Consider the following 26,211-nt stretch of genomic DNA (forward strand, 5'->3'; position numbering starts at 1 on the left):
CTGGACTGACCGACGTAACGACGCCCTGTCAGCGATCGGTTGACTCGAAGAAAGCGAGCATCTCGGCCACGAGTTCAGTGCTCGCTTCCTCGGGGATGTAGTGGCCGCACGCGAGCGAGCGACCGCTCACGTCGCGCGCGACCTTGCGCCATTCGCCGAGCGGGTCGAAACAGCGTTCGATCACGCCTTCCGCGCCCCACAGCACGCGCAGCGGACACGCCACCTTGTTGCCGCGTTCGATGTCGGCACGGTCGTGTTCGAGGTCGATCGTCGCCGACGCGCGGTAGTCCTCGCACATCGCATGCACGGCACCGGGCTGGCGCAGCGCTGCGCGGTAGGCGTCGAGCGCCTCGGGCGCAAACGGCGCAAGCCCGGCGTGACGATTGCCCATCGCGCGCTCGACGTAGAGATCGGTGTTCGCGCCGATCAGCGATTCGGGCAGCGGTTCAGGCTGAATCAGGAAGAACCAGTGGAAGTAGAGCGTGGCGAATGCGCGGTCGGCCTGCTCGTACATCGCGAGCGTCGGTGCGATGTCGAGCAGCATCAGGCGTTCGACGGCATCGGCATGGTCGAGCGCCATACGATGCGCGACGCGCGCACCGCGATCGTGCGCGCAGACGAGAAACCGCTCGTGACCGAAGTGGCGCATCACCGCCACCTGATCGCTCGCCATCTCGCGCTTGGAATACGTGACGTGCGCGGGATCGCCGGCCGGCTTCGACGATGCACCGTAGCCACGCAGATCCGTCGCGATCACGGTGAAGTGCCGGGCGAGGTCGTCGGCGCAGCGATGCCAGATCATGTGCGTCTGCGGGTGGCCGTGCAGCAGCAAAAGCGGTGGGCCCTCACCGCCCTTTACTCCATGGATGTCGATTCCGTTCGCCATGCGAACGGTGAAGGGCGTGAATCCCTGGAACGGCATGGCATCTCCATTGTCTTTTTTGCTGTCCCGATATTGTATGAGGCGTGCGCAGTCGCCCGCGCGATTTTGGGTCCACAACTGTAGAAACCGAAGACTTGCTCGAAAATCGAACGGGCCATCCAGCGGCAGATGCGTGCATATAATCGAACGTTCGTTTTAAATTCAGAAGCGGCGACTTGCGGATCGCATCGCGAGGCCACGTGCGTCACCCCATCGACTGCATTGAACGCATCGAACACATTGAACATCGAGGCGGTACGATCTGCTCCATCGGATCCGATCCATCGCCGGTTCCGTTGTCCATGTCCTGAAAGCTGAAGAAGGCGTCCGCACCGCGCACATCGTCCGGCTGCGGGGCGCACAAGGAGACGCTCGCCATGGCACTACCCGCCGTCCTGCAAAATCTTTCGCTGCCCGTCGTCGGCTCGCCGATGTTCATCGTCAGCTATCCCGAACTCGTGCTCGCGCAATGCAAGGCCGGCATCGTCGGCTCGTTCCCGGCGCTTAACGCACGCCCCGCCGAACAGCTCGACGCCTGGCTCACGCAGATAGAAACCGAACTCGCGGCCTACAAAGCCGCCAACCCCGGCGCCGCGATCGGACCGGTCGCCGTGAACCAGATCGTCCATCAGTCGAACGAGCGCCTCGAACATGACGTGCGCGTCTGTATCGAGCACAAGGTGCCGATCTTCATTACGAGCCTGCGCGCACCGGCACGCGAGATCATCGACGCCGTGCACAGCTACGGCGGCATCGTGCTGCACGACGTCATCAACCTGCGCCATGCGGGCAAGGCGCTCGAAGCGGGCGTCGACGGGCTGATCCTCGTCGCGGCGGGCGCGGGCGGCCACGCGGGCACGACATCGCCGTTTGCACTCGTGGGCGAAGTGCGGCGACTCTTCGACGGACCGATCGTGCTATCGGGCGCAATCGCAAACGGCGGTTCGATTCTCGCCGCGCAGGCGATGGGCGCGGACCTCGCTTACATGGGCACGCGCTTCATCGCCACGCAGGAGGCGCACGCGGTCGAAGGGTACAAACGCGCGATCCTCTCGGCAAAGGCCGCCGACATCGTCTACACGAACCTCTTCACCGGCGTGCACGGCAACTACATCCGGGAGAGCATCGTCAACGCGGGGCTCGACCCGGACGCGCTACCCGACTCGGACAAATCGAAGATGAACTTCGCCGGCGACAAGTCGAAAGCCTGGAAGGACATCTGGGGCGCGGGCCAGGGCGTGGGGCTGATGGACGACATTCCGTCTGTTGCGGAACTCGTCGCGCGGCTCAGGCGCGAGTACGCCGAGACGCGCTCGCGGCTCGGCGTGGGGCGCTGAAGGTCACAGACAGCGTCACAGTCAGCCAGCCCACGCCCGCGACGCGCGAACCGGACGCTCCCGCCGCTTACGAAGCCGCCGCCGCGCGAATCGCTTCGACGTCGGGCCATAGCCCGCGATCGTCGAAACGCTCAGCCAGGAAATCGACGAACGAGCGCACCTTCGCCGACAAATGCCGCCGGCTCGCGTACACGGCGTAGATGGGCAACTCGCGCAGCGGCAGCGCATTGACGAGCAGCGGCACGAGGCGGCCTTCGGCGATGTCGTCGCCGACCACCTCGGTGCCCAGCATCGACAGCCCGCCGCCCTGCAGCACGACCACGCGCAGCGCTTCGAGGTGGTTGACGATCAGGTTGCCGCGCGGCTTCGGGCGCGCGAGCGCATCGGAGAATGGCGCGAGTTCCTGCGCCGACGCCCCCGCGTAATGAACGAAGTCGTGGTGCGCAAGGTCGGCGACGGTCTTCGGCACGCCGCGCCGGCGCAGATACTCGGGCGACGCGCACAGCACGATGTGCGCGGTAGCGAGTGGCCTCGCAATCAGCGACGACGACTTGAGCCCGGAAGGCGCCGCGCGGATCGCTACGTCGAAGCCCTCTTCGATCAGCTCGACGACGCGGTCGGAAAGCGTGATATCAACGGTGACTTGCGGATAACCGGCCGCGTAATCGGCAACCGCGCCCATCACGTGGCGCAGCCCGAACGCGGTCAGCGACGACACACGCAGCCGCCCCTGCGGCACCACGCTCGCGGCACCGACGGCCTGACCGGCTTCGTCGAGTTCGGTGAGCGCCTGCGCCAGACGCTCGTAGTATTCGCGGCCCGCCTCGGTGGGCGCGACGCGGCGCGTCGTGCGGTTGAGCAGGCGCGCGCCCAGTTGCTGTTCGAGATGCGCGACGTGCTTGCTCGCCATCGCCGCGGACAGGTTCATGCGCTCCGCGGCTCCCACGAAGCTCCCCGACTCGACGACCTGGCGAAACACTTTCATGCTGACGAGGGTATCCATCGGGCGCTGGCGTAACGGTTTAGCGGGTTGAGCATCGTAAAGCACAGGGAATCAATCGCCGCCATTGTGCGCGTCTAATCAATTCCGGGTGTGCAAAGCCGCCAATGCGCGCCGGTTCCAGAAAGCAAAAACCCCGCGCTGCGGAGCAGCGCGGGGTTGGTCGATGCGGCCGGAGGCTTAGAACTTCGCGCGGATACCGGCGCCGTAGGTCATGCCCGACGACATGTTGTCGAAGTGGTCATACATATACGCGGCATAGACGTCGGTGCGCTTCGAGAGCGGGTAGTCGTAGCCGACTGCCGCGGTCTGGCGCGTCTGGTTCAAGCCGCCGGTGTCGCGCGAGTACGCATACGAGGCCATCGCCGTACCCGGGCCGACCGGCGCCGTCACGCCGCCCTGCACCGTGTTGACGTGCCAGCTGCCGATTTGCTGCGTGTTCGACGTGTACATGTACTGGCCGAAGAACTTCACGAACTTCAGGTCATACGACAGGCCGATCTGCCCGACGCCCTGGCTCTTCAGGCCAAGCGCCGTTACGCCATCGGCCGAGATCGTGCCGATGTCGCCCGGCGTGTTGTTGAAGTTCACGTACTGATAGACAGCCGTCGCGGCGAAGGGGCCGTGGAAGTACAAGCCCTGCACGCTCCACTTCTTCGCGCCGTTCTCGCCGGCCTGGTTGCCGAACGCATACATCGCCGAACCCGAGAGGCCGTTGAAGTCAGGCGTCGAGTACTGGACGGCGTTGTTCCAGCCCGAGTCGCCCACCACGCCCTGGTCGGTCGTGTAGGTGGGGAACGTCGAGAGGCCGAGGTACACGTGGTACACCATCGGCGAGAACGTGTACGAATCAATGAACGGGTTGAACAGGATCGACGAGACGAACAGCTGCGTGGTCAGGCGGCCCGCCGTGAGCGTGCCGTACGGCGTCTCGAGGCCGACATAGGAGTTGCGGGCGAAGAACGTGTCGCCCTGGAAGCGGCCGAACTGGCCGTTCTGCGGACGGAAGAAGCTTTCGAGGGTGAAGATCGCCTTGTAGCCGCCGCCGAGATCCTCGGAGCCTTTCAGGCCCCAGTAAGACGTCGACATGCCGCCGCCGCCGACACCCACCGATGCATTGTCGCCCGGAAATTTCGTGACCCCGGCCCACGCGTCGACCTGACCGTAGAGCTGGACGCTCGACTGTGCAAACGCCGATGACGAGGCAGCAGCAAGAACGGCGGCGAGTGCACTCGCCTTCAGGGTGGTGCGCAGCGCGCGGCTAAAGGTTGTTTTCATGAAATCTCCACACTTTTGCAAAATAAAAACGGGGCTTGGCGGCGGATGACGCTCGCGCAAACCATTTATTGTTTTTCGTCGTTCGCAGGCGTGGCCGTTTCCGGGCCTTGGGCATTGGGCGCGAGGCCCGGCCACCTTCGCGGACCGGCTGCGCGACCAAATATCTCGCTGCCGTTACCGGTATGTCAGGAAGGGTATTGCCGTCCACGCGGGCCACAGCGGCCGCGTGGCGGCCTCATTGCGCTGCGCTGCAACGCACCACCTTTTCGGGCATTTGAGCCGCTTCTGCGCGGTTTTTCCCGAGCGCCCCGGACTGCGATTGACGCACCGCCAAAACGAAGCCGAGATTTGATGATGAAAGGGTTGTGTATGACGAGCGATTTTTCAAAAAGTGTGGTGTCCGCGCGTCAGATCGGGCCGATTCGCGCCGGGGACTTGCGAATCGCTGGGCAAGGGGAGGGAGTTCGATGCGCGCGCAACGGGACGCGCCGCTAGAAGGAGGAAATCGACGGAAGGTTATTGATGCGGCGGCCGACGCGCGGCCGGGCGCTTATGCCAGGTGCCTATGCCGGGCGATGGCAGCCAGCGCCGGGCCCAAAGCGCCAGTGAGCGCTAGTTGCGATAGGGGGACGGCATCGGCGGACGTGGCACTTCACCGCCGCCGCGCGGTACAGGCCGGAATGAGCCGCGCTCCTCGTTGTAGCGCGCCACGTCTTCGCGGATCGAACCCGCCCGCACCGGCGAGTCTGCCGGCGGATGCGGTACCGGACGCATCGGCTCGCTGACCGGTGTGATCGGCCCGTTGCGGTAGATGCCATAGCCGCCGCCCGTCGCGCGATCCGGCTGGCCATTCACCCTTCCGGCGCTTCGGCCGCCGCGCTCGCGCAAGCCGCCCTGGTCGGCGACATGCATCGGTCCCGCGGCGTAGCGGCCCGAGCCGCCGCCATAGGCCGCCTCACGGCGCGTGGGAGCCGGCTCACGCGCGCCCCAGGCGCCGCGCTCGCGGCCCGCCCACGGCATGCCGCCGCGCCCTGCGCCGCCGGACGACGGGCTCGCCATCGGCGTCCGTTGAAAGCCGCCGCCCGCGTGCGCCGACGAATACGCAGGCTGCGCGTGGGCAAGCGCGACGAGCGCCATCAATCCGGCCCCGAAGACCCACCGTCCCATTCGTGACAAACCTGCGTGCATTGTGTCGATCGTCCGCCCGACGTTCCGCCTGAAGGTCCGCCACTCGGGCTGTGGCGGGGCCTGTCCTGAAGCGGGTACTCGCGTGGTGCGCAGCGATTGCCACCGCGACGGACCCGAGCGCCCTTTGACGGTAATTTATGGGCGCCCCGGATGGGTGTCGAGCCAAAAGATGTTATGCCGCCAGTAGGGTTGTAACGCCATGTTACTGCACGGTTTTTCTGGCTTCGGAGCGCCGTCGGACAAGGCTCTGCGAGCCGGTCCGATTGATGCCCGTGCAACAGTTGCCGGACGGGTGCCGCACGCGTGCCGAGGTGTGTCGAGCGAGTGCGACCGCACGAAGCCGCCGGACCATCGCCGCATCCGGATCATGCGTTAGTATCATTAATCAATTCTTCAAATGAATTTGCTTTTTCAATAGGCTTGCGGGGACAATTGCGTTTTCGATGACCGCGGCGCACGACCTGTCGCCGCATAGCAACCCGCGCCGCACCGCGCCGATGCGCACCTGAGATTGCCCAGATGGCCCGTCCGAAATTCATCCCCGATAACTTCACCCTGTGCCTCATCGGCGCGGTGATCCTCGCAAGCCTTTTCCCCGTGCATGGCCAGGCCGCCACGGCCTTCAACTGGCTGACCAACTTCGCCGTGGGCCTGCTGTTCTTCCTGCACGGCGCGAAGCTCTCGCGCGAAGCGATCATCGCGGGCGCGACGCACTGGCGCCTCCACCTTGTCGTGCTGGCGAGCACCTTCGTCGTCTTCCCGCTGCTTGGCCTCGCGCTCAAGCCCGTGCTTTCGCCGCTTGTCACGCCGGCGCTCTACGCGGGCGTGCTGTTCCTCTGCACGCTGCCCTCGACTGTCCAGTCGTCGATCGCCTTCACATCGATTGCGCGCGGCAATGTGCCTGCCGCGGTCTGCAGCGCATCGGCGTCGAGCCTGATCGGCATCTTCGTCACGCCCGCGCTCGTGAGCCTCCTCATCACGAACCAGGCCGCGAGCGGCGGCTCGGCGTGGCACACGATCTGGAACATCGTGCTGCAACTGCTCGTGCCCTTCATCGCAGGGCAACTGCTGCGCCCTGTGATCGGCCGGTGGATCGAGCGCAATCGCGGCATGCTCAAGTTCGTCGATCAGGGCTCGATCCTGCTCGTCGTCTTCGGCGCATTCAGCGAGTCCGTCAACGAAGGCCTCTGGCACCACATTCCGATTTCCGCGCTGGCCGGGATCATCGTCGTGAGTGCATTGCTGCTCGCGCTCGCGCTCGGCATCACGATATTCACCAGCAAGAAGCTCGGTTTCTCGCGAGCCGACCAGATCACGATCATCTTCTGCGGCTCCAAGAAAAGCCTCGCGGCCGGGGTGCCGATGGCGAAGGTGATTTTTGCGTCGAGCGCGGTAGGTGCGGTCGTGCTGCCGCTCATGTTGTTCCACCAGATCCAGCTGATGGTTTGCGCCGCGCTCGCGCAGCACTGGGGCGCGCGCGACATGAGCGGCGAGCGCGACGCGCACGCAGGCGACGAATCGCGCGCGGGTGGCACTAAGCGCACGGCGGCTGCGGTGCGGCGTTAAACCGCGCAGGAGATTTGCGCCGCCCGGGGCGGGCGGCGCGCGATCTTGGGCTTTCGCCCTCCTGCCTCTTGCCCCTGCCTTTCACGAAGCAAAGCTTCGCCACCACAGCCATTCCCGGCATGTCGCCCGTTGCTTAGCCTCGCTAACGATTGCGCGCCCCTGTCACCAAAAATTCACTTAATTGTCGGCCGTTGTTGCCGTTAAGCGTGTCGTTACTGCCTGTAATGGCTCGCTTATGTCTGTTCGCGCATCCTCATCCTCCATCCCGCCTGGCATCGCAGATCTGATCGCACGGTGCAATCTGCGCGCCGTATTCCAGCCGATCGTCGATTTCGCGGACGGTGCGATCCTCGGCTACGAGGGCCTGATTCGCGGCCCCGCCGGATCGCCGCTCGAATCGCCCGCTGCACTCTTCGCGCGCGCGCACGAAGAGCGCTGCACGACTGCGCTCGAACACGCGGCGGCGCGCGTCTGCATCGACGCTTTCGTGAGGTTTGACGGCCAGGGCAAGCTCTTCCTGAACTTCAGCGCCGACGCCCTGCGCGAACTCACCGCGTCCGGCCGCGACACGTTCGCCCTCTTCGACGGCACGCTCGACGCCCGCCGCGTCGTGGTCGAACTCACCGAGCAGAGCGCCATCGACGACAGCAACGACTTCACCCCCGTCGTCGATGCCCTGCGCTCGGCCGGCGCGCAATTCGCGCTCGATGACTACGGCACCGCGAACTCGAGCCTGAACCTGTGGGTGCGCCTGCATCCCGACATCGTAAAGATCGACCGCTTCTTCATCGACGGCATCGCGAAGCATTCGCTCAAGTTCGAAGCCGTGCGCGCGATGCAGCACTTCGCGCAGGCGAGCGGTGCGCGGATCGTCGCCGAGGGCATCGAATGCGAAGCCGATCTGATCGTGCTGCGCGACATGGGCATCGGCAGCGGGCAGGGATATTTCTTCGGCCGCCCCGAGACGCGTCCCGCGCTCGCGCTCGCGCACGACGCAAGTGAAGCGATCCGCGCCGGTCACATCGCCGTCTTTCCCGAAGCCGCGCGCCGCGCCGCGACGGTGCAATCGGGCAGTGGCTCGCCGGCGGCGAAGATGATGGTTCACGCACCGACGCTGCCGCGCCACGCCACCAACAACGACGTTCTCCAGGTCTTCAACCGCGAGCCCGAGCTGCATGCGCTCGCCGTGGTCGAGGGCGAAACGCCGGTCGCGCTCATCAACCGCCGCGCGTTCATGGATCGCTATGCGCTGCCCTATCACCGCGAGCTGTTCGGCAAGAAGGCGTGCATGCAGTTCGCGAACGCGTCGCCGGTGCTGATCGAGCAGTCGATGACCGTCGAGCAGATGGCGACGCTGCTCGCGAGCGACGACCAGCGCTATCTCGCCGACGGCTTCGTTATCACCGACAACGGCCGCTACGCGGGCCTCGGCACCGGCGAGAGCCTCGTGCGGGCGGTGACCGAGGTGCGCATCCAGGCCGCGCGCTACGCGAATCCGCTCACGTTCCTGCCGGGCAACATTCCGATCAGTTCGCACATCGAGCGGCTGCTCTCGAACGATGCAGGCTTTTACGCTTGCTACGTCGACCTGAACCAGTTCAAGCCGTTCAACGATCAATACGGGTACTGGCAGGGCGACGAAGTGCTGAAGTTCGCCGCGACCGTGCTCGCCGACGCCTGCGACCCGACGCGCGATTTCCTCGGCCACGTGGGCGGCGACGACTTCCTGATCCTGTTCCAGAGCGAGACTTGGCTCGAACGCGCGCAACGCGCGATCGATACGTTCAACGCGGGCGCGCAGCGCTTTTACGCGCCTGCGGACCGGCTCGCGGGTGGCATCGAAGGCGAGGACCGCCAGGGCAATCGCGTGTTCTTCGGCTTCGTGACGATGGCGATCGGCTGCGTGCATATCGCGCCTGGCAGCGGCGGGCGACACACCAGCGAGGCGATCGCGTCGCTCGCGGCCTTCGCCAAGCGCCAGGCGAAGCAGGAAGCGGCGGGCCTCGTCGTGATCGACGGCAGCGACAGCGCGGCGCTGCTGCCTGTGCACGGCGAACCCGCGTCGTCTGCGGGCTGACGCCCGCTTTTTCTCTTTCCAGCGGCACGCGCCGCTCGGCACGGATGGGGCGCTATGGCGGCACCCTGCGCATCGGCACGCCTTCGGACCTTCACGCGATGGCGGACGGTGCATGCCGCCGCTACCGTTGCACCGCGAAGCAGCCAACGCGCCGTTCACTCGATCTGCGATGCGCGGTCTCGTGCCTCCGAACTGGTCAACAACCTTTGTTTCGTCGTTTTTACTAAACGTTTAATTGCGCGTTTATCGCTTCCGTTTCTGGTATTTACGGGCGTAACCGAAGCGCAACGAAGGCTGTTTAGCCAGATTTTTACTATACAATCGCCCCGATATCAGACGAACACCACGCGGCGCCGTGGCGCGCCGCCAGCCGGGAGCCATGGGGACAACCATTCGCGACGTCGCGCAGGCAGCCAACGTGTCGATCGGCACGGTTTCACGCGCGCTCAAAAACCAGTCGGGCCTCTCCGAGTCCACGCGAGCGCGCATCGTCGAAGTCGCGCGCGCGCTCGGCTACGATTGCGCCCAGCTGCGCCCGCGCATCCGCCGGCTCACGTTCCTGCTGCACCGCCAGCACAACAACTTCGCTGCAAGCCCGTTCTTCTCGCACGTGCTGCACGGCGTCGAGGACGCTTGCCGCGAACACGGCATCGTGCCCGCGCTGCTCACCGCCGGCCCCGCCGACGACACCATCCGCCAGCTTCGCCTGCACGCACCCGACGCGATCGCCGTGGCAGGCTTCGTCGAACCGGAGACGCTCGGTGCGCTCGTCGCGCTGCAGCGGCCACTCGTGCTGATCGACCTGTGGGCGCCGGATCTGCGCTCGGTGAACATCGACAACGTCGCGGGCGCCACGCTCGCGATGAATCACCTGTTCGCAATGGGGCGCCGGCGCGTGGCGTTCATCGGCGGATCGCTCGCGCACTTCAGCATCGCGCAGCGCGCGCTCGGCTACCGACGCGCGTTCTTCGAAGCGGGGCTCCTGTTCGATCCATCGCTCGAAGTGACGATCGACGCCGGGCTCGACCCCGATACCGGTGCCGCGCGCGCGATGGCGCACTTACTCGACGAGACGCGCGGTGCAGCACCCGACGCCGTGTTCGCCTACAACGACGCCGCCGCGCTCGCCGCGATGCGCGTGTGCCAGTCGCGCGGCCTGCGCGTGCCGGAGGACATCGCGATCATCGGTTTCGACGACATTGCGGGTGCTGCCCATGCGGTGCCGTCGCTCTCGACGATCGCCGTCGACAAGGAAACGCTCGGGCGGCGCGGGGTAGAGTTGCTGCTCGAAGAAGCGCCCAGCGTCACCGAAATTTTCCTGCCGGTGCAACTGATCGCACGCGGCAGCACGACAGCAAAGGTACTCCCGGCTACCGAGGGCACGCGTACCACGCAACCTGATTTGCGAATGACCGACCACCCGAGCGCGCCGAACGCCGCCCTCACCTGCGCCGACGCAGACGACGCAATTGCCGAAGACACCGCCGCCGCACGGGCCACGCGCGGCACCGCAGCGCGTGCCGCGCTGAAACCACGCTAACGCCATGATGAGAACGCCATGACGAAGCTCACCAAGACCGCCGCTGTCACCCAACCCGAAGCGCACTCGCCGCAAGCGGGCGTGCCGCCAGTCGCCAGTTTCCGCGACCGCGCGTTCCTGCTCTCGCACGTGAAGGACACGCTGCGCTTTTACGCGCCCAACGTGTTCGACGCATCGGGCGGTTTTCACCACTACTTCCGCGACGACGGCACCGTCTACAACGCGCACTCGCGGCATCTGGTGAGCAGTTGCCGTTTCGTCTTCAACTATGCGATGGCGTATCGCGAGTTCGGCGACGCGCAGTATCTCGAGTACGCACGCCACGGCCTGCAGTTCCTGCGCGACGCGCACTGGGATCCGCAGCACGAAGGCTATGACTGGGAGATCGACTGGCGCGACGGCAAGAAGCGCACGCTCGACGCCACGCGTCACTGCTACGGCCTCGCGTTCGTGCTGCTCGCGTACTCGCACGCGGCGATGGCGGGTATCGAAGAAGCGCGCCCGATGATCGGCGCGACGTTCGAGTTGATGGACCACCGCTTCTGGGATGCCGCCGCGGGCCTCTACGCCGACGAAGCGAGCGCCGACTGGGTCGTATCGAGCTATCGCGGCCAGAATGCGAACATGCACACGACGGAAGCGCTGCTCGCCGCGTATGAGGCGACCGGCCACCTCGTCTATCTCGACCGCGCCGAGCGTCTCGCGTCGAACCTCACGCTGCGCCAGGCGAAGCTCTCTAACGGCCTCGTATGGGAGCACTATCACGCGGACTGGTCGGTGGACTGGCACTACAACGAAGAGGACAGTTCGAACATCTTCCGTCCGTGGGGATTCCAGCCGGGACACCAGACCGAGTGGGCGAAGCTGCTGTTGATCCTCGAGCGCCATCGTCCGCTGCCGTGGCTGTTGCCGCGCGCGATCGAACTGTTCGACGCCGCCATGGCGCGCGCGTGGGACAACGATCACGGTGGGCTCTACTACGGTTTCGGCACGGACGGAACGGTCTGCGATCACGACAAGTACTTCTGGGTGCAGGCCGAAACCTTCGCTACGGCCGCGCTGCTCGCGAAACGCACGGGCAACGAGCGCTTCTGGGACTGGTATGACGAACTCTGGCGCTACAGCTGGACGTATTTCGTCGATCACCGCTACGGCGCGTGGTACCGCATCCTCACCTGCGACAACCGCAAGTACGGCGACGAAAAGAGCCCTGCGGGCAAGACCGACTATCACACGATGGGCGCGTGCTACGAGACGCTCAACGCACTGCCGGGGCGCGGCATGGCGCCGGTCCTCGGCCGCCGCGCCGCGTTCGCACAAGCGTCCGGCGCTGACGACGCCCGACATGAGGGAGCCACACCATGAGCACCTGCAACACGGGCCCCGACTTCTCGTCGGGCTTCCCGGCCTTCATCTCGGCCGGCGACATCCTCACCGATCTCGTGCGCGTCGCCGCGCCGGACGGCACGCCACTCCAGGCCGATTCGCAATGGCGCGCGCATCCAGGCGGCGCGGGCTGGAACGTCGCGCGCGCGGTCGCCCGGCTCGGTCTGCCGACCGCGTGCGCCGGCGCACTCGGCACCGACAATTTCTCCGACGAACTCTGGAACGCGAGCGTCGCCGCAGGCCTCGACATGCGCTTCATGCAGCGCGTCGAGCGTCCTCCGCTGCTCGCGATCGTGCATCAGACGCATCCGCCCGCGTACTACTTCATCGGCGAGCAGAGCGCGGACCTCGCATTCGATCCCGCGAAACTGCCGGCTGGCTGGCGCGCGCAAGCGAAGTGGGCGCACTTCGGCTGCATCAGCCTCGTGCGTCAGCCGCTCGGAGAAACGCTCGCGACGCTCGCCGCCGAGCTGCGCGACGCGGGCGTCAAGATCAGCTTCGATCCGAACTACCGCAATCTGATGGCACACGGCTACGAGCCGATCCTGCGCCGCATGGCAGCGCTCGCGGACCTCATCAAGGTCTCCGACGAAGACCTTCACATGCTGTTCCCGGGTCACAGCGAAGCCGAAGCGATCGACGCCATGCGCGCGCTCAATCCGGCGGCCACGCTGCTCGTGACGCGTGGTGCGCATCCGGCGACGCTCTACGCCGCAGGCGAAGTCATCGAAGCCGCGCCGCCGCGCGTCGAGGTGGCGGACACGGTAGGCGCGGGCGATGCGTCGATCGGCGGGCTGCTTTTCAGCCTCATGAGCGCGCCGCGGCGCACATGGCGCCAGCATCTCGACTTCGCGCTGGCAGCGGGCGCAGCGGCCTGCCGTCGACCGGGCGCGCATTCGCCGACGCTCGACGAAGTGGTCGCGCTGCTCGCCGATTGAGGGCGCAGAGAGCTGCCCCATCGTCTGAGCCACGTCACGCCGCGCGTGACACGAAAGTGAAGCCCCGCTGACACATCCGTGCCCCGCAGTCGCGCGGGCAACGTGCTAGCATGGAAATTCCTTTCCGGCACCGTACGCTGCGCTGCGCCGGGACGGCGTTTCCTTCCACCAGGAGCACGCTATGGAAGACGTCAGCTACACCAAGGGTATCTACACGGCGGTCGCAATGACGCGGACCATGGACAGCGGACTCTACCAGGGCGTGGTCTCGCTGGAGCGCGACGACGGCGAGGAACTCGAGAACTCGGTCTACGAAGTGGAAGGCACATCGGGCACGCCCGAAGAAGCGCTGGAAGAAGCCAAGGCGCTCGCGCATCGCATCCTTGGTGAACTCGAACTGTAAGCCGGCATTGCGCGGCTTTACGTTCGGGCTGTGTTACCTGGCTGTGTTACCTGTATCCGGCTGGAGGCAATCATGGCCGAACAGCTCTTTCTCTACGGCGTCTACGCCATCCATGTGCATCCGCTGGAACTGCAGGGGGCGCGCTGGGACGCCGAATACCAGATCACGCACCGCGACAAGCCCGTGCAGCCGTGGATCACCGTCGGCGGTAACGCGGGGTTTGACGCGGCCCCCGTCGCCGTCGATGCCGCGCGCCGCCAGGCCATCGCCGATATCGAGCACGGCGCGGGCATTCCGAAACCGCATACTTTTCCGTGAGGCTGTGCGTACCGCGCGTATGAGCGGGTAGCGCCGCGCGTGCAAGTTCGTTGTGCGCGTTGCCAGCGCAAGCGCCGGTCATTGCGGCCATCCAGCACCGCATCGCAAGGCGGCGCGCTGCACACGACGCGCGCATGCCACACAAGCGCCCTCTGTGCGCTTGTCCCGCGCATCCGTCGTTGCTACCCTTCTTCCCATTTCGAGTCGAGCCCGAAGGGAACACCATGACGCCCGAGCCGCCGGAGCGCAGCACCAATCAAAAAGCCGACCAGCCGACCAGCGCGTCCGCACCGTCCAGACGCGGCGCGCCGCACAAGCTGCGCATCGGCAACCGGGTGATCATGGTCTACGGCATGCCGGCGACCGGCTGGCGCGACTTCTATCACGGCGCGCTCACCATGCGGTGGCCCACCTTCTTCGCGTTGCTCGGGGCGCTGTTCCTGCTCCTCAACACACTCTTCGCGTGCCTCTACCTGCTCGGCCACGCGCCCATCGCCAACCAGTTCCCACCCGGCTTCGGCGGCGCGTTTTTCTTCAGCGTCGAAACGCTTGCGACGGTCGGTTACGGCGACATGCATCCGCAAACGCTTTACGCGCACATCATCGCGACGCTGGAGATTTTCATCGGCATGTCGGGGATCGCGCTGTCCACGGGACTCATCTTCGCGCGCTTCTCGCGCCCGCACGCGAAGATCGTGTTTGCGCGCAGGGTGGTGGTGCATCCGCTCGAAGGCCGCACGACGCTCATGGCGCGTGCCGCCAATGCGCGCCAGAACGTGATCGCCGAAGCGCGCGCGAAGCTGCGGCTGATGCGCCTCGAAACCTCGTCGGATGGCTACACCGCACGCCGCATCCACGACCTCAAGCTCGTGCGCGATCAGCATCCGATCTTCACGCTCGGCTGGAACCTCATGCACGTGATCGACGAATCGAGCCCGCTCTACGGCGAAACGCCAGAATCGCTCGCGCGTCAGAACGCGTCGCTGCTCGTGATGATCGAAGGTTCCGACGAATCGACCGCGCAGACCATGCAGGCGCGCCATAGCTGGTCGGACAACCAGATCCGCTGGCATTACCGCTACGTAGATGTGCTACACGACGTCGACGGTGTGAGTCATATGGACTACACGCGATTTCACGATGTCGAGCCGTATGACGGGCCGCCCGCACAAGGCTCGCAAGAGGTCTGAGCCGGGCCGTTACGGCGGGCCGGCAAGATCTCCCTCAAAAATTGAGGTCTTCGGGGAGCATCTCGCGCGCACGCCCCATATGCGAGGGTAGTTAGCAAAACATTTCCGTCATTGGCGCTGAAAAATAGAGCCTCCTGCAGCGTGTCGACCGGAGTTAGCGCTTTAGCTGTCGGCGGGAGTTAGCGCTTTAGCGCTTATTCCCGCCCCATGCAACGCACTTACTCCGGTCCCATGCAGAGCTGTCGACCGGAGTTAGCGCTTTAGCTGTCGGCGGGAGTTAGCGCTTTAGCGCTTATTCCCGCCCCATGCAACGCGCTTACTCCGGTCCCATGCAGAGCTGTCGACCGGAGTTGGCGCTTTAGCGCTTGTCGTTAGGAGTCGGGGCATTAACCCTCCCTCCCGCCTCCTCCGGTCGCATGCCCAACGGGCACGTAAGCGCCAAATAACGGAGACACCCCCATGACCGCCCGCCCCGCATTCGGCGATTCATCCAGCCCGCCTCTCGCCGACTACCGTCTGAGCGACAACCTCACAGCAACGCGCGGCCGCATTTTCCTCACCGGCACGCAGGCGCTGATCCGTCTCGCGCTGATGCAGCACGCCAACGACCGCGCGCGCGGCCTGAACACCGCAGGCTTCATCAGCGGCTACCGCGGCTCGCCGCTCGGCATGGTCGATCAGCAAGCGTGGAAGGCGCAGAAGCTGCTCGACGCGGCCGGCGTGCGCTTCCTCCCCGCGATCAACGAGGAACTCGGCGGTACGGCAGTCCTCGGCACGCAGCGCGTCGAAGCCGATCCCGAGCGTACCGTCGAAGGCGTCTACGCAATGTGGTACGGCAAGGGACCGGGCGTCGATCGCGCAGGCGACGCGCTCAAGCACGGCAACGCTTACGGCTCGTCGCCGCACGGCGGCGTGCTCGTCGTGGCGGGCGACGACCACGGGTGCGTCTCGTCGTCGATGCCACATCAGAGCGACTTCGCGATGATGGCGTGGCACATGCCCATCGTGAATCCGTCGAACGTCGCCGACATGCTCGAATTCGGCCTGTACGGCTGGGCGCTCTCGCGCTTCTCGGGCGCATGGGTGGGCTTCAAGGCGATATCGGAGACCGTCGAATCGGGCTCGACCGTCGATCTCGATGCCATTCGCACCGACTGGTCCGCACCCGATGCCTTCACGCCGCCGCCAGGCGGCTTGCACAACCGCTGGCCCGATCTGCCGAGCCTCGCGATCGAAGCACGCCTCGCCGCGAAACTCGACGCCGTGCGCCACTTCGCACGCGCGAACAGCATCGACAAGTGGATCGCGCCAAGCCCGCATGCGAATGTGGGCATCGTCACGTGCGGCAAGGCCCATCTGGATTTGATGGAAGCGCTGCGACGCCTCGACCTCTCGGTAGCCGATCTCGACGCGGCAGGCGTGCGCATCTACAAGGTGGGGCTCTCGTTCCCGCTGGAGATGTCGCGCATCGACGCTTTCGTCGCCGGTCTCACCGACGTGCTCGTGATCGAAGAAAAAGGCCCCGTGATCGAGCAGCAAATCAAGGACCATCTCTACAACCGCAAGGCGGGCGCACGTCCGACGATCACCGGCAAGGCGACCGAGGACGGCGCGGCGCTTCTCTCCGAACTCGGCGAGCTGCGCCCGTCGCGTATCCTGCCCGTGTTTGCCGAGTGGCTCGCCAGGCACAAGCCCGCGCTCGACCGGCGCGAACGCGTGGTCGATCTCGTCGCGCATCAGATCCTCTCCAACGAGGCCGACGCCGTGCGCCGCACGCCGTACTTCTGCTCGGGTTGTCCGCACAATACGTCCACGAAGGTGCCTGAAGGCTCGATCGCACAGGCCGGCATCGGCTGTCACTTCATGGCATCGTGGATGGAGCGTGACACGACGGGCCTGATCCAGATGGGCGGCGAAGGCGTGGACTGGGCCGCACACTCGATGTTCACGAACACGCGCCACGTCTTCCAGAATCTGGGCGACGGCACCTACTTTCATTCAGGCATCCTTGCGATTCGCCAGGCCGTGGCGACGAAGGCGAACATTACCTACAAGATTCTCTACAACGACGCCGTTGCGATGACGGGAGGACAACCCGTCGACGGGAGCATTTCGGTGCCGCAAATCGCGCGTCAGGTGGAAGCCGAAGGCGTCTCGCGCTTCGTCGTCGTGAGCGACGAACCCGAGAAGTACGACGGCCATCACGACCTCTTCCCGAAGGGCACGACGTTCCACCATCGACGTGAGCTGGACGCCGTGCAGCGCGAACTGCGCGACACACCGGGCGTGACCGTGCTGATCTACGACCAGACCTGCGCCGCCGAAAAACGCCGCCGTCGCAAGAAAGGCGAATTTCCCGATCCCGACAAGCGTCTCTTCATCAACGAAGCGGTGTGCGAAGGCTGCGGCGATTGCGGCGTGCAGTCGAACTGTCTTTCGGTGGAACCGATCGAGACCGAACTCGGCCGCAAGCGCCGCATCGACCAGTCGTCGTGCAACAAGGACTACTCGTGCGTGAATGGCTTTTGCCCGAGCTTCGTGACGATCGAAGGCGGCAAGCTCAAGAAAGCCGCGGGCGCAGCGTTCGATCCGCAAGCGCTCGCCGCGCGCGTGAGCGCGCTGCCCGTGCCGCAGACGCCGCTCGAAAATGCCCCCTACGACATCCTCGTGACGGGCGTGGGCGGCACCGGTGTCGTGACTGTGGGCGCGCTCATCAGCATGGCCGCGCATCTGGAAGGCAAGAGCGCGTCGGTGCTCGATTTCATGGGCTTCGCGCAGAAGGGCGGCTCGGTGCTCTCGTTCGTGCGTTTCGCCGCAACCGATGCGTTGCTCAACCAGGTCCGCATCGACACGCAGCAGGCCGACCTGCTGCTCGCCTGCGACATGGTGGTCGGTGCGAGCGCCGACGCGCTGCAAACGGTGCGCCGCGACCGCACGCGCATCGTCGTGAACACGCACGCGATTCCGAACGCTTCGTTCGTGCAGAACCCCGATGCGAACCTGCACGCCGACGCGCTGCTCGCGAAGATGCGCCACGCGGCGACGGGCGGCGCGGTGGCGGCGGACGCGCAAGACCCGCTCGCGACATGCGATGCGCAAGCGCTTGCTCAACGTTTCCTCGGCGATACGATCGGCGCGAACGTCCTCATGCTCGGCTTCGCGTGGCAACTCGGTCTCGTGCCAGTCTCGCTTGCAGCGCTCACGCGTGCGATCGAATTGAACAACGTGGCCGTGCCCGCGAATCTGCTCGCGTTTTCAGTCGGCCGTCTCGCAGCCGCCGACCCGGCGGCCCTCGATACGCTCGACGCCCAACGCGGGCGCGCCAGCGAGCCGTTGCTGACACAGACGCTGGACGACCTGATCGCCGATCGCGAAGCGCGTCTCGTCGCGTATGGCGGCGCGCGTTACGCTTTGCGCTTCCGTGCGCTCGTCGATGCAACCCGAAGCGCCGACGAGAGCACCGACGAGGCGCTGACGCGCGCCGTCGCGACGACTTTCTATCGCCTGCTCGCCGTGAAAGACGAATACGAAGTCGCGCGACTGCACACCGATCCTGCATTCCGCGCCTCGCTCGAAGCGCAGTTCGAAGGCACCGCAGGCCGTGACTTCACGGTGAAGTTCAACATGGCGCCGCCGCTCGTCGCGCGCGCGAAGCACGGTGAGGCGCCGCGCAAGATGCAGTTCGGGCAGTGGCTTTGGGGCGCACTCGCGCTGCTATCGAAGGGACGCGGCGTGCGCGGAACTTGGCTCGATCCGTTCGGCCGCACAGTGGAGCGTCGGATGGAGCGCGCGCTCGCCGACGACTACGAGGCGACCGTGCGCAGCGCACTCACGCGTCTCGATGTGCACAACGCCGCCGATATCGTGACGCTCGCAAGCCTCCATCAGCGTGTGCGTGGCTACGGTCACGTGAAACTCGCGAACCTCGCGGCGGTGAAGCGCAACGAGCGCGAGCTCGCGGCGCGCCTGCAACTCGACGCACGAACGAGTGCGGCAGTGCAGAAAGCACTCGATTCGTTCAAGGGCGCTGGATCGTTGCGCGGCATTCCGGTGGTGGTCGCGAAGTAACGCGCGCGACGAGTGTGGATGCGAAAAGGGCGGCTTTAAAAAGCCGCCCTTTAACTTTGTGACGCGCGAGGTGCTCAAACCACCTCGTCGAAAATCCAGTCGATGTCACCGCACAGCACGCACAACCTTTCTCCGACATGCACCGCCATCGAAAGTGTCACGCACGGCAGCGCCTCGTTGATCGACAGATACGGCGCCGTGACGTGCACATGCCCCGGCACCGCAACCGCCGAACGAAAATAAGGACGCCTTAGCCAGTTCGCACCCTGCGCGTCGTCAAGCGGTAAAAACCGTGCGTCGTGCTGTGCGCGATCGACGCGCAACACGATATTGCGCCCGGCCTGCCGTCCATTCGCATCGAGCAGAAAACAACGCGCTGCGTGAGTGAGCCCGAGGAAGTTCCAGCACACCTCCTCCAGCGGCTCTCCTGCGGCGAGCCGCTCCGCCGCGCGCTCGAACGCCCGCACGTAGGGCGCAAGGCGATTGGCGGTGCCGCGCTCGCGCTCTTCGGCCTGCGAGCGGAAGCGCTCAGTCGCCTCTGCGATCACGGATCGCGCCAGCGCCGCATCGGTGAGCCCGGGCGCCGGACGCGCAAAGAAAAACCCCTGCACGAAATCCGCATTACACGAGAGCGCGAGCTGCGCTTCCTGCTCGGTTTCGACGCCCTCGACCAGCACGAGCTTGCCCGCCTCGTGCAGCAGCGCGACGAGCGCGGGCAGCGTCGCCGCCATGTCCGCGCGATGCGCCGCGTGCAAAAGCAGGATGCGGTCGAGCTTCACGATGTCGGGATTGAGCTGCCACACGCGACCGATATCGACGTGGCCCGCGCCGAAATCGTCGAGCGCGACGAGAAAACCGCGTTCGCGAAACGACGCGACGGCTTGTGCCAGTGCGTCGAAATCCGTGGCCGGGTCTTCGAGCACTTCGAGCACGATGCGCCGCGGCGGCAAATCGAGTCGCACGAGATTCGCAAGCAGCGCCGCCGTGTGATACGGCTCGATCAGCGTGCCCGGATGCACGTTGAGGAAGAGCCATTCGCGCTCGGCGCCGAGCAGCTTGAAGTTCTCCAGATGCAGCGCCTGGGCGAGACGATCCACCTGCAGCGCCTCGCCGATGCGGGCCGCCTCGCCGAACACGTCGAGCGGGGGCACCGGCCGGTCGAGCGCATCGTGCGCGCGCAGCAACCCCTCGTAGCCGATCGCCCGCATGTGCGAGAGGCTGAAGACGGGCTGGAATACACTCGTCAGCGTGAGTTCGCCGTGCTGAGCGCTATAGCGCTCAAACCCCGAGGTGACGCTGATGTTGAAGCCGTGCGGTGCAACGGCCGTTCTGTCCTGCTGTTCTGTGGTCATGCGTGCCTCTCGCGCGACATCATCGCCGGCATCCGCGTGACGCTCACACGCGGGATGGTGGCCGGCAGCCAGATTCATTGCGTCACAGGCTGCGTGAAAGCAAAGTCCGTGCGCACTTTCCATCCATGGCGGCGAGCATCGAAATGCGGGCGTCACGTGCCGTGTTGCGCCGCGAACAGGCACGCCACGCACCATAAGCGTGCGTGGCCGATGCGCGTGCGTCGCGCCGCAGCAACCTCGCTGCAGCATGCCGGATGACTCCGGCACACCAACACCAGTGCATCCAGAGGCCGCCGCGCCCTGCTCGCTTCACGGCGCCGGCAACCGCCCTCGGGCTACACTGTCCAACGGCTGTTCTGGCTCTAAAGCCGAACGCAAACCACGCAATCGTGCCGCCTTGAAGGGACGCATCGTCGTCCCCCGCCTTCGCCTGATCGATGGAAATCCTGCTCACCGTCCTCATTTTGCTCCTCGCCGTGGCGCTTTCGGGCGTCGTCGTGCGGCTTGTGCGCGTGAAGTTGCCGCTACCGCTCGTGCAGATCGGCATTGGCGCGCTGCTCACGTTTCCGCGAATCGATCCGCACGTCACGTTCGATCCGGATATCTTCATGGCGCTGTTCATTCCGCCGCTGCTGTTCGCCGATGGCTGGCGCATCCCGAAGCGCGAATTCTTCCTGCAGCGCCGCGCGATCCTTATGCTCGCGCTCGGCCTCGTGCTCATCACCGTCGTCGCCGTGGGGTATTTCGTGCACTGGCTCGTGCCGCAGATTTCGCTGCCCGTCGCCTTTGCGCTCGCCGCCGTGCTCTCGCCCACCGACGCGGTCGCGCTCTCGGCCATCGCCGGCAAAGACCGGATACCCGCGCAGCTAATGCACATCCTCGAAGGTGAAGCGCTCATGAACGACGCCTCCGGCCTCGTCGCGCTGAAGTTCGCCATTGCCGCCGCGCTCACGGGATATTTCTCTCTGCGCGCAGCGGCGCTCAGCTTCGTCCTGATCGCGGCGGGTGGCCTCGCGATCGGTGCCGCAATCGGCTGGCTTTTCAGCTTTGTGTCGGCGAAATTTCTCAACGCCACCGATGAAGGCGACCCCGCGCCCGGCGTCGTGCTGACGATGTTGATCCCGTTCGCCGCGTATCTCCTCGCCGAACATCTGGAATGCTCCGGCGTGCTTGCCGCCGTCGCGGCGGGCATGATGATGAACTACACGAGCACCGCGCACATGGGACCCGTGTCCGAGCGCGTACGCGCGACGAGCACCTGGACGATGATCGAGTTCGTCTTCAACGGCATGGTGTTCACGCTGCTCGGACTGCAGTTTCCCGGCATTCTCGGCAAGGCGCTGCTCGACGCGCATCACACGAGCAACGTGGAGATGCTTCGGCTCGTTGGCTATATCGGTGCCGTCCTGGCGGCGCTCTACGCGATGCGTTTCGCGTGGGTCTGGGTATTGCGCTGGTTCGCGAGCCGGCGCGCCGCGCGTCACGGCATCGCTAACGCGGTGCCGGGGCTGCGCACCATCGCGATCACAACGGTGGCGGGCGTGCGCGGCGCCGTGACGCTCGCGGGCGTGCTCTCGCTACCCGTGGCGCTCGCAGACGGCAGCCTCCTGCCGGGACGCGACACCGCCATCTTCATCGCGACGGGGGTGATCCTGGCCTCGCTGCTCGTGGCGATCGTCGGACTGCCGCTCCTGCTGCACGGCGCAAGACGCGGCAGCGTACCGCCGCACGCCGCCGAGGAACGCGCGGCGCGCATCCAGGCCGCGCAATCCGCGATCCGCGCAATCGACGCGCTGTACGACGAAACCACCCGCGGCATGGACGAATCCGAAGCCGCCTATGCCGCCGACACCACGGCACGGGTCATGGACCTGTATCGCCGGCGACTCGCGATGCTCGACACGGACCGCGCCCGCAGTGCGCATGCAGGCCGCGCGGAGAGGCTCGAACTGCAGATGCGACTCGCCGCGATGCGCGCCGAACGCGCGACGCTGCTTGCGCTGCGCAATCAGCAAAAGATCAACGACGAGACGATGGCGAAGCTGATGCGCGAAGTCGATCTGACCGAAACGGCGATCATTTCGCGCGCGCGCAGCCGCGCGTGAGGGCGCATCGAGGAGGTGTGCGAGGCGCCCGTTTGCGCCTCGCTTCACCCACACGCGCATAAAAAAAGGCGGCACGTATGCCGCCTTTGATTACCGCACAGACTGAGCGCGGCGTCAGACCGCTGCCTGTTGCGCGGGCTTGCGGCGCAGCAGCGCGTAGAGAATGATCGCGCCGAACGTCGCGGTGCCGATGCCGCCGAGTCCGAACGCGCCGAGCTTCAGCGAGAAGTCACCCGCGCCGAGCACGAGCGTGACGGCGGCGACGATGAGGTTGCGGTTATCGGAGAAGTCGACCTTGTTCACGACCCAGATGCGCGCACCGGTGACGGCGATGAGGCCGAACACGACGATCGACACGCCGCCCAGCACAGGACCCGGAATCGTCTGGATCACGGCGCCGAACTTCGGCGAAAAACCGAGCACGATCGCGATCAGCGCGGCGATCACGAAAACCAGCGTCGAGTAGATCTTCGTGACGGCCATCACGCCGATGTTCTCGGCGTAGGTCGTGACGCCCGTGCCGCCGGCGAAGCCCGAAACGATCGTGGCAAGACCGTCACCGATAAACGCGCGGCCGATATAGCGATCGAGGTTCGTGCCGGTCATCGCAGAAACGGCCTTGATGTGGCCAAGATTTTCAGCGACGAGGATCACGGCGATCGGCGCGAGCAGCGTCATCGCGTGCGGATCGAACACGGGCGACACGAACTTCGGCATGCCGAACCAGGCGGCGTTGGCGACGATCGAGAAATCGATCGGCTTGCCGAGACCCATGCCATTGGTGACGACTGCGTAGATCACATAGGCGATCAACAAGCCGATGAGAATCAGGAGCCGCTGCAGCATGCCGCGCGTGAACACCGCGACGCCGCCGACGCAGAGCACAGTGATGAGCGCCATCCACGAATCGAAGGACGAACCGCTCACGCCCTTCACGGCGATGGGCGCGAGATTCAGACCGATCACGCAGACAATCGCGCCCGTGACGACGGGCGGCATGAGCGTCTCGATCCACTTCGTGCCGACCGCCGACACGATCAGCCCGATGATGGCGTAGACCACGCCGCAGGCGATGATGCCGCCGAGCGCGATCGGAATATTCGGGTTCGGCCCCGATCCCGCGTAGCCGGTGACGGCAATCACGAGGCCGATGAACGCGAAACTCGACCCGAGATAGCTCGGCACGCGCCCGCCCACCAGCACGAAGAACAGCAGCGTGCCGATACCCGACATCAAGATGCACAGGTTCGGATCGAACCCCATGAGCAGTGGTGCGAGCACGGTCGAGCCGAACATCGCGACAACGTGCTGCACGCCCATCGCGAACATCTGCGGCCAGGGCAGGCGCTCGTCGATGGCGACGATGCTTTTCGCGGCGCTCGATTGCTCCCGCCAGCGGGGGAAATAGGAATCTGGCATTAGGGCTCCTCTTATCTGTGTGGGCTGCTTCTGATTGTTTGAGGGTGTTCGGTGACGCGAGCGCGAACTCCGACGACGCGCTTAAGGGCAATCAAGGCGCGAGTGTACGGAGCCGGAACTCGCGTGGCAAGCCGCGCTAAACCCAAGTTTGCCTGACGATTTGCCTATTGCTTTCAGACTGGTCCTATGGGTCACGTATAAGGCCTCAGATACACTGGCCTTGCTGCGTGACCCTTTAACAGCTCATGCAGAGGTTGTTAGCTGTAAACTCTCCGACTTCCCGCTCATGCTTCACGGCCTGAGCGGTTTTTTTTTGTGCCTGCGTTGTTGTACCTGCGTTGTTGTACCTGCGTTGTTGTACCTGCGTTGTTGTACCTGCGTTGTTGTACCTGCGCTGTCGTTGGCGCCGACCGGATGCGCATTGCGATCGACGAAATCCTGGATCGACGCCCTTGCAGCCAGTGGGTCAATCGTCCTCGCCGTGATTGCACTGGTTGACGTAGAGATTGTTCACGTCGAGTAGCACGCCGCAATCCGTGCGGCGCGCGAGTTCGGCGAGAAAGGCGGTTTCACCGAGCGTATCGCCGCGAAACCTCACGTAGACCGAAACGTTCTCGACAAGGATCGGTCGCCGCAACACGTCCTGAACCTGCTCGACCCGAGCGCACAGATGATCGAGAGAGACCGCATTGAGCGGCATCGGCAGTAAATCATCTAGCGTGCCTTGCGGCGTCGCGCCCCAGCAGAGATGCTCGGAGACAACAGCGGGATCGATGCGCTCGACGAGGCGCTGCAACCGGCGAGATGGTCCGCGTCAAGCGGCGTAGCCGACCCCAGACCCAGCCCGACACCGTGCAGGCTCACGGGGTGTCGCGGCGCACCGTTTCGAGGACGTGCAGATCGTAGCCACCATCGCCGAAATAGTTTTCGCTGTGGACCTCGACCCAGTCGACGGCAGGTGGCGCCGCCATGAACGCATCGTAGTGGGCGTAACGCAGGCCGATGCCAACGCCCGCTGGTGCACGTGCAGCGCTCATCGCGCGCACGCTGCGCGGCAACGGTCGCGGCTCATTCTTCCAGCGTGCCGCCGAGCTTCTCGCAAGTGCCCTTCGGCATGGTCTTGAAGTCGCCCTTGTCGTGGTCGACCTTCGCCCGCCCCGCGCAATCGTGCACGCCGGTCTTGCTCGCACAGTCGTTCTGACCGGCTTTTGCGACGCCGTAGCAATTCACCTGTTCATCCGCGTGCGCGACACCCGCCGTCGCAAGGCCCGCCAAGGCTGACGCGATCAACGCCTGGCGGCTGAGACTGTTCTTCATGCGGCGGCTCCTCGAATCCCGTATGCCGTGGATGCCGCATATGGCGCGTGCGGCCCATTCGCAGCATTTTGCCCCCATCGGCGGCAACGAGGTTTGGACTGCCCGACAGCAAACCGCATGGGATCAGACGACAGATAAATCGGGCAATCCTCACGAAATCCGTAATTATGTTTGCCGCATGGTGCTATTTTTCTTTGATTATCGCTGGAATACAGTTACCTCCAACGGTTCCAATCAGTCGATTGTTACGAACCTAAATATAATCTTTGGAGGTTAGTCACCATGAAGAGCCTTATCGCTGCAGCACTTGCCGCTACCGTCCTCGCCGCCCCGGCTCTCTCGTTCGCTCAGCAAAGCCAGCAGCCTGTGACCCGCGCACAGCTCCGCGCCGAACTCGCCGATCTGGAAAAGGTCGGCTATAAGCCGGGACTCGCGAGCCCGTACTATCCGCAGGACATCCAGGCCGCCATGGCTCGCGTTGCAGCAAACAAGGACGCAGCGCAGGCTACCGCCTATGGTGCTCCGGCCAATGCGGCGACCCAGGCTGGTGTGCGTGAGAACGTGAAGTCGGTTTACTTCGGGCATTGATGTGGTTCGAACGCGTCGGGCCCTCGGCCCCTCGCGCAGCGCACGCGAATTGCGCGTGCGTGGATTGTGATAACGGGTCTGCTTTCCAGTTCGATCTGGTTAGTGGGCCCGTTGTTGTTGCGTCGCACCACTGGGCACGGCGCTCACCCTGGATACCTCCGCCGCCGGACCTCCGGTGGCTTTGCCCGGACCTCGTGTCCGGGCCTTTTTCCTCTTTTC

The 26,211-nt window shown here is 65.2% G+C and carries 20 protein-coding genes and 1 pseudogene; 12 read left to right on the top strand and 9 right to left on the bottom strand.

Annotated elements, in window-relative coordinates:
* Positions 1-28: 28 nt before the first annotated feature.
* Positions 29-922, bottom strand: coding sequence for an alpha/beta fold hydrolase (locus D1Y85_RS17775; RefSeq protein WP_124152385.1), 894 nt, complete (start codon positions 920-922; stop codon positions 29-31).
* Positions 923-1,299: 377 nt separating this feature from the next.
* Between D1Y85_RS17775 and D1Y85_RS17780 the strand changes: the two genes are divergently transcribed.
* Positions 1,300-2,259 carry an NAD(P)H-dependent flavin oxidoreductase gene (locus D1Y85_RS17780; RefSeq protein ID WP_124152386.1) on the top strand — a complete coding sequence of 320 codons (960 nt, stop codon included), beginning with the start codon at positions 1,300-1,302 and terminating at the stop codon, positions 2,257-2,259.
* Between the two features lie 67 nt (positions 2,260-2,326).
* Here the strand turns inward: D1Y85_RS17780 and D1Y85_RS17785 are convergent, their stop codons facing one another.
* From D1Y85_RS17785 to D1Y85_RS17795, 3 genes are all read right to left on the bottom strand, one after another.
* On the bottom strand, positions 2,327-3,262 hold the full coding sequence (locus D1Y85_RS17785; protein WP_124152387.1) for a LysR family transcriptional regulator: 936 nt from the start codon (positions 3,260-3,262) through the stop codon (positions 2,327-2,329).
* A gap of 177 nt (positions 3,263-3,439) precedes the next feature.
* Entirely contained in the window at positions 3,440-4,537 is a 1,098-nt protein-coding gene (locus D1Y85_RS17790; protein ID WP_124152388.1) for a porin, read from the bottom strand.
* 612 nt (positions 4,538-5,149) lie between these two features.
* Entirely contained in the window at positions 5,150-5,704 is a 555-nt protein-coding gene (locus tag D1Y85_RS17795; protein WP_124152389.1) for a hypothetical protein, read from the bottom strand.
* A 540-nt stretch (positions 5,705-6,244) separates the two neighbouring features.
* On the opposite strand from D1Y85_RS17795, the gene D1Y85_RS17800 reads away from it, so the two are divergent.
* From D1Y85_RS17800 to D1Y85_RS17840, 9 genes and pseudogenes are all read left to right on the top strand, one after another.
* Positions 6,245-7,291 (top strand): bile acid:sodium symporter family protein, encoded by a 1,047-nt coding sequence (locus D1Y85_RS17800; RefSeq protein WP_124152390.1) that lies wholly within the window; start codon positions 6,245-6,247, stop codon positions 7,289-7,291.
* Between the two features lie 235 nt (positions 7,292-7,526).
* The gene (locus tag D1Y85_RS17805; protein WP_124152391.1) at positions 7,527-9,368 is read left to right on the top strand and encodes an EAL domain-containing protein; all 1,842 of its coding nucleotides are present in this window, start codon (positions 7,527-7,529) and stop codon (positions 9,366-9,368) included.
* Positions 9,369-9,747: 379 nt separating this feature from the next.
* Positions 9,748-10,734, top strand: a pseudogene (locus D1Y85_RS17810) (LacI family DNA-binding transcriptional regulator); the annotation flags it as partial.
* A gap of 192 nt (positions 10,735-10,926) precedes the next feature.
* A complete protein-coding gene (locus D1Y85_RS17815) occupies positions 10,927-12,273 on the top strand; it encodes an AGE family epimerase/isomerase (protein ID WP_124152393.1) in 1,347 nt (448 codons plus the stop codon).
* Positions 12,270-13,232: a carbohydrate kinase family protein gene (locus D1Y85_RS17820; protein ID WP_124152394.1), complete on the top strand. Its 963-nt coding sequence runs from the start codon at positions 12,270-12,272 to the stop codon at positions 13,230-13,232. The genes D1Y85_RS17815 and D1Y85_RS17820 overlap by 4 nt, the downstream gene beginning before the upstream one ends.
* A 181-nt stretch (positions 13,233-13,413) precedes the next feature.
* Positions 13,414-13,635, top strand: a complete 222-nt coding sequence (locus tag D1Y85_RS17825; RefSeq protein WP_124152395.1) for a hypothetical protein — start codon at positions 13,414-13,416, stop codon at positions 13,633-13,635.
* 72 nt (positions 13,636-13,707) lie between these two features.
* The gene (locus tag D1Y85_RS17830) at positions 13,708-13,953 is read left to right on the top strand and encodes a hypothetical protein (protein WP_124152396.1); all 246 of its coding nucleotides are present in this window, start codon (positions 13,708-13,710) and stop codon (positions 13,951-13,953) included.
* A gap of 224 nt (positions 13,954-14,177) precedes the next feature.
* Complete coding sequence (locus D1Y85_RS17835; protein WP_124152397.1) at positions 14,178-15,143, top strand: ion channel; 966 nt, start codon at positions 14,178-14,180, stop codon at positions 15,141-15,143.
* Between the two features lie 459 nt (positions 15,144-15,602).
* Positions 15,603-19,211, top strand: a complete 3,609-nt coding sequence (locus tag D1Y85_RS17840; protein WP_124152398.1) for an indolepyruvate ferredoxin oxidoreductase family protein — start codon at positions 15,603-15,605, stop codon at positions 19,209-19,211.
* 74 nt (positions 19,212-19,285) lie between these two features.
* Here the strand turns inward: D1Y85_RS17840 and D1Y85_RS17845 are convergent, their stop codons facing one another.
* Complete coding sequence (locus tag D1Y85_RS17845; RefSeq protein WP_124152399.1) at positions 19,286-20,563, bottom strand: EAL domain-containing protein; 1,278 nt, start codon at positions 20,561-20,563, stop codon at positions 19,286-19,288.
* 437 nt (positions 20,564-21,000) lie between these two features.
* On the opposite strand from D1Y85_RS17845, the gene D1Y85_RS17850 reads away from it, so the two are divergent.
* The gene (locus D1Y85_RS17850; protein WP_124152400.1) at positions 21,001-22,668 is read left to right on the top strand and encodes a Na+/H+ antiporter; all 1,668 of its coding nucleotides are present in this window, start codon (positions 21,001-21,003) and stop codon (positions 22,666-22,668) included.
* A 114-nt stretch (positions 22,669-22,782) separates the two neighbouring features.
* Here D1Y85_RS17850 and D1Y85_RS17855 read toward each other — a convergent pair whose 3' ends face one another.
* The 4 genes from D1Y85_RS17855 to D1Y85_RS17865 all read right to left on the bottom strand — a co-directional run bounded on the left by D1Y85_RS17855 (position 22,783) and on the right by D1Y85_RS17865 (position 25,404).
* Entirely contained in the window at positions 22,783-24,087 is a 1,305-nt protein-coding gene (locus D1Y85_RS17855; RefSeq protein WP_124152401.1) for a solute carrier family 23 protein, read from the bottom strand.
* Positions 24,088-24,553: 466 nt separating this feature from the next.
* Positions 24,554-24,883: a multinuclear nonheme iron-dependent oxidase gene (locus tag D1Y85_RS17860; RefSeq protein ID WP_281278295.1), complete on the bottom strand. Its 330-nt coding sequence runs from the start codon at positions 24,881-24,883 to the stop codon at positions 24,554-24,556.
* 64 nt (positions 24,884-24,947) lie between these two features.
* Positions 24,948-25,124, bottom strand: a complete 177-nt coding sequence (locus D1Y85_RS27945) for a multinuclear nonheme iron-dependent oxidase (protein ID WP_281278296.1) — start codon at positions 25,122-25,124, stop codon at positions 24,948-24,950.
* Between the two features lie 31 nt (positions 25,125-25,155).
* Positions 25,156-25,404, bottom strand: coding sequence for a BufA1 family periplasmic bufferin-type metallophore (locus tag D1Y85_RS17865; protein WP_124152402.1), 249 nt, complete (start codon positions 25,402-25,404; stop codon positions 25,156-25,158).
* 282 nt (positions 25,405-25,686) lie between these two features.
* Between D1Y85_RS17865 and D1Y85_RS17870 the strand changes: the two genes are divergently transcribed.
* Positions 25,687-25,992 (top strand): DUF4148 domain-containing protein, encoded by a 306-nt coding sequence (locus D1Y85_RS17870; RefSeq protein ID WP_124152403.1) that lies wholly within the window; start codon positions 25,687-25,689, stop codon positions 25,990-25,992.
* Positions 25,993-26,211: the final 219 nt, after the last annotated feature.

The sequence above is a fragment of the Paraburkholderia dinghuensis genome (assembly GCF_003837865.1).
Lineage (GTDB): Bacteria > Pseudomonadota > Gammaproteobacteria > Burkholderiales > Burkholderiaceae > Paraburkholderia > Paraburkholderia dinghuensis.